The 4507-nt window shown below is 50.4% G+C and carries 5 protein-coding genes; 2 read left to right on the forward strand and 3 right to left on the reverse strand.

Features of this window, described 5'->3' with window-relative positions; all coding sequences use genetic code 11:
* Positions 1-204 (forward strand): hypothetical protein (locus tag IGR76_14740; GenBank protein ID MBF2079733.1); only part of this gene is annotated, 204 nt, incomplete at its 5' end.
* 350 nt (positions 205-554) lie between these two features.
* Here the strand turns inward: IGR76_14740 and IGR76_14745 are convergent.
* Positions 555-953, reverse strand: coding sequence for a helix-turn-helix transcriptional regulator (locus IGR76_14745; GenBank protein MBF2079734.1), 399 nt, complete (start codon positions 951-953; stop codon positions 555-557).
* Between the two features lie 148 nt (positions 954-1101).
* Between IGR76_14745 and cadA the strand changes: the two genes are divergently transcribed.
* Positions 1102-3309, forward strand: coding sequence for a cadmium-translocating P-type ATPase (cadA, locus tag IGR76_14750; GenBank protein MBF2079735.1), 2208 nt, complete (start codon positions 1102-1104; stop codon positions 3307-3309).
* 318 nt (positions 3310-3627) lie between these two features.
* Here cadA and IGR76_14755 read toward each other — a convergent pair whose 3' ends face one another.
* Positions 3628-4230 (reverse strand): tRNA-(ms[2]io[6]A)-hydroxylase, encoded by a 603-nt coding sequence (locus IGR76_14755; GenBank protein ID MBF2079736.1) that lies wholly within the window; start codon positions 4228-4230, stop codon positions 3628-3630.
* 104 nt (positions 4231-4334) lie between these two features.
* On the reverse strand, positions 4335-4507 hold a 173-nt coding region (locus IGR76_14760; GenBank protein ID MBF2079737.1), incomplete at its 5' end, for an FAD-dependent oxidoreductase.

Here is a 4507-nt window from a genome sequence, read left to right on the forward strand (position 1 = left end):
AACTTGCTCTTTTTTGATTCTGATACCCCGTCCGCTTGCGGCGGGGTAGTTCATTTTGTCTTTGGAGGAGACGATGGGGATGATCTGATGCGGGTCGAATGTAAAGTTGAAGTTGACCAAGAAGACCACTGGCAGCGCTTCCTACGGTTCATGCATCGCTATGCGGAATCGAATGGGATGGCCTATGGCGAACCGGAATCATGAGGATGAGGGAGACGGTTTGTGCCTCTACTTGTTGGGTATAGCGAGGCTCTGACTAAACCCGCTCCTACAAGCAATTCAGTAGTTCCAGCAAGCAATGTCTCGGGATGGTTGCCTTAAGTCGAGTGGGAGACTGCCCGACTGAATCAGCCATATCCGTTTTCCATCAGCATTTGGGTAACGGACAGTCGCTTGCTGGATAGTGCCTTGGAGAAGTGACTCAAAAATTAAGCCAATCCGTCATCCTCTGCCAAAGTAGCCAAGCGTTTAGCGCAACAATCATTTCCCGATTTCACACAAACCAGCCATGACGAAGTAAAGCAGCGATCGCGCCTCACCCTATGTCCATTCTCTTAATCTGGTTCGTTCAAATGCGCTGCGACTTCTCGGTACAGATTCATCACATGGTTATCTGCCAAGCTGTAGTAAACATTACGCCCTACTCGGCGATACTTCACCAAGCGTTGCGATCGCAAAATTCGTAATTGGTGGGAGACCGCAGATTCACTCACCTTCACCGCCGCCGCCAAATCGCAGACACAGAGTTCTTGACGGGCTAATGCCGACATCAGCCGTAACCGACTCGGATCAGCCAGCGCACCGAAAAACTCTGCCATCTGTTGCGCCTGCTCTAACGACATCACCTCTGGCTGAACCTGCCGCACCTGCTCCAGATAAACAAGAGGCGTATCGCAACCAGGCACCTCGTCATCTTGCAGAGATTGCGATTTTGGCAATGATGATTTGCTCATAAGCGTTAGCGGCTAGGGACAGAATACGAATTCAATTTAGGGAATAATTCTCATTCTAACATCTAAAATACATGAACATATTTTCAGATATTTCATGATTTGTGTTACAGTTCAGAAAAATTCTCTTTCAAGATGTGCTGAAAGCTCTATGACTCAAACGTCACCGCTCAAAACTCAGCAGATGCAGGTCAGCGGCATGGACTGTACAAGCTGCAAGTTGAAGATAGAAGGTAGCCTGGAGCGATTGAGCGGAGTTACAGAAGCGTCTGTGACGGTGGCAACCGGGCGATTGACCGTAACCTATGACCCAGAGCAGGTGAGCGAGGTCATGATTCAAGAGCGGATTAAAGCATTGGGTTACACCATTCACCCTCCATCCTCTACGCCGCTGAAGACGCATGACCATCATCGCTCTCATGGAGAAGAACACAGCCATGAAAACGGTCATATCCACCATGAGCAAACCAAAGAATATCCTCATGACAATCATGGCGCTGGTGAATTTAATCTCAAGAACGAGCTGCCACCTGTTCTGATGGCGATCGCCCTCTTTGCGATCGCTATTTTGTTCGAGCAACCGCTACATAATACTCCCGGTCACATGGCTGAATTTGCGGTGATTGTTCCTGCCTATCTTTTGAGTGGTTGGACGGTGCTGAAAACAGCCGGGCGTAATATTCTTAGAGGCCAGATCTTTGACGAAAACTTTTTGATGACGATCGCCACGCTAGGCGCACTGGCGATTCATCAGCTACCCGAAGCCGTTGCCGTGATGCTTTTTTTTCGAGTCGGGGAGCTATTTCAGGAATACTCCGTGGGGCGATCGCGCCGTTCCATCAAAGCCTTGCTGGAAGTGCGTCCCGATACCGCGAATCTGAAGCAGAATGGCACTGTTCAACAGGTTTCGCCAGAAACGGTGAAGGTTGGAGACTTAATTTTGGTGAAACCCGGTGAAAAAGTTCCGCTAGATGGCGAGATTTTAGACGGAATGTCCCAGGTGGATACCTCAGCCCTAACCGGAGAATCGGTTCCACGCACGGTTAAGCCTGGAAATCTCATTCTTGCAGGCATGATTAACCAATCCGGCGTGCTGACGGTTCGCGTGACCAAGCGGTTTGGGGAATCGTCGATCGCCAAAATTCTCGATCTGGTTGAAAATGCGTCCAGCAAAAAGGCATCTACTGAAAAGTTCATTACCCAATTTGCCAGCTACTACACCCCGGTGGTGGTCTTTCTCTCCCTAGCCGTTGCCCTGGTACCGCCGCTATTTATTCCAGGAGCAGATCGAGCCGATTGGGTCTATCGTGCCTTGGTGCTGCTGGTCATCTCCTGTCCCTGTGGATTGGTCATTAGTATTCCGCTGGGCTATTTCGGTGGCATTGGAGGAGCCGCCAAACGGGGTATTTTGGTCAAGGGATCTACCTTTTTAGATTCCCTCGCAGCGGTTACAACCGTTGTGTTTGATAAAACCGGAACCTTAACAAAAGGCACCTTCAAAGTCACCCAGGTCGTCACCAAAAACGGATTTTCTGAATCGGAATTGTTGAGTTTAGCCGCAAAAGCCGAATCTCACTCCAATCATCCCGTCGCTCTTTCAATCCGAGAGGCGTATGCCCACCCAATCGCTGACTCTGAAGTGACCGACTACGAAGAGATTGCGGGGCATGGCGTTCGAGTCGTTGTGCAGAATCAAGTGGTCATTGCAGGGAGCGATCGCCTCTTGCATCGAGAAAAGATTGATCATGATACCTGTGATGTGCAGGGTACAGTGATTCATCTAGCCGTAGATGGACGCTACGCCGGATATATTTTGATTGCTGATGAGATCAAAGCAGATGCGGCTCAAGCCGTTCGAGACTTAGAACACCTGGGCGTTACAAAGACCGTGATGCTGACAGGAGACAACCAGGCAGTGGCTCAGGTCGTCGCTCGCCAACTTGGTTTAGATGCATTTGTGGCTGAATTGCTGCCAGAAGAAAAAGTTGCTGAAATCGAGAAACTGCTGGATCGATCCGGTAAGGCAAAACTGGCCTTTGTGGGAGATGGGATTAATGATGCACCCGTGATTGCCAGAGCTGATGTCGGACTGGCCATGGGCGGGTTAGGGTCAGATGCTGCCATTGAAACAGCGGATATTGTGTTAATGACAGATGCTCCCTCTAAGGTGGCAGAAGCGATCAGCGTTGCCCGTAAAACTCGCCAAATCGTTGTGCAAAACATTGTGATGGCACTGGCGATTAAGGCATTCTTTATTGGATTAGGAGCAATTGGCTTGGCAACCCTGTGGGAGGCCGTGTTTGCGGATGTCGGTGTGGCACTGTTAGCGATTTTGAATGCGACCCGGATTGTAAAGTAGATTCGTCCTATCCGGTTCTCCTATTTAGACGATTGCTTTTTGATGTATCTCAATTGGAGAGGCTGTACCCATATCTCCACAGGCTTAACTCCTCTGCACTAGAATGTCCCGCCTATTCCTAAACAGCTACACCGATTTCAAAAATTCCAGCTACAGATCAAAGGCTGAAACCCTTAATGTAGCAACGTATTTGTAACTCAAAACTGAGAATTTCTCCTGCGGAGACGCTGTGCAAACAAAACTCAAAACTGGTATCTAGATTCTATCCAAAGGACGTAGGGTAAGGTTACATCTGCCAACCCCGCCCGTACAGGTGAATCAACTATGAATCCGAGGTTCGGGATAGAGCGTCGATAGAATCTCGCTCTCAACCGTTGCGAGTTCTTCGAGGCGCTGATTTACCGTATCGCGGTCAAAATAGGTTGTTGCCAACGTCCAGTACACGCCATAGTGCCGCGCTTCGGAGGCCATGAGTCCCTGGAAAAAGGCCGCCAATTCTGGATCGGGGCAATGCTGGGCTAAAAGTCCTAACCGCTCATGACTCCGAGCCTCAATCAGTCCGGCTACGAGGAGAGAGTCTAACTGGCGGTGGGGTTCATGGCGACGGACGTGCGATCGCAACGTTGCACCATAGGGCGGTGGGGTCAGCGGTGCCAGAGCAATGCCTCGTCGATCCAGCCATTGATTTACCCGTTCAAAATGCTCTAGCTCTTCCTGGGCGATCGCCGTTAGGGTTCGCACCAGCTTTGCACTGGAGGGATACCGAAAGATCAGGTTTAGAGCTACTCCTGCCGCTTTGCGCTCGCACTGGGAATGGTCGAGCAGGATGGTGTCCAGATGGGCGATCGCCTGCTCGACCCATGCCGCAGAGGTGGGTTTCTGCAAAAACTTAATCGTGGAGGCAGAGGACGAGGCAACCATGAAGATAATCCAACATCACTAGACAGCCATTCTTCAGCGTAAACGAATGGAGCGATCGCGTGCAATGTTCAAGAAACCCCCCCATTCATCCTGCATGACTCGGCTTAGACCAAGGTACTCAGAACCCCTTGCGGACGTACTGTGAGGAGCGGTCGGCGCTGTAAGCCTTCCTGTTCCAAAATCGTATTGGCCGCCAGGAGGCCGCTACTGATAGCCCGTTCCATCAAACCACACGGAAACGGCATCTTGACCCAATCTCCGGCAAAAAAGAGATTAC

This window comes from Synechococcales cyanobacterium T60_A2020_003, assembly GCA_015272205.1.
Lineage (GTDB): Bacteria > Cyanobacteriota > Cyanobacteriia > RECH01 > RECH01 > JACYMB01.

Excerpts from the sequence above, each read along its gene's own strand:
- IGR76_14745 (MBF2079734.1), bottom strand. The coding sequence starts at position 953 with ATGAGCAAATCATCATTGCCAAAATCGCAATCTCTGCAAGATGACGAG.
- IGR76_14755 (MBF2079736.1), bottom strand. The coding sequence starts at position 4,230 with ATGGTTGCCTCGTCCTCTGCCTCCACGATTAAGTTTTTGCAGAAACCC.
- cadA (MBF2079735.1), top strand. The coding sequence starts at position 1,102 with ATGACTCAAACGTCACCGCTCAAAACTCAGCAGATGCAGGTCAGCGGC.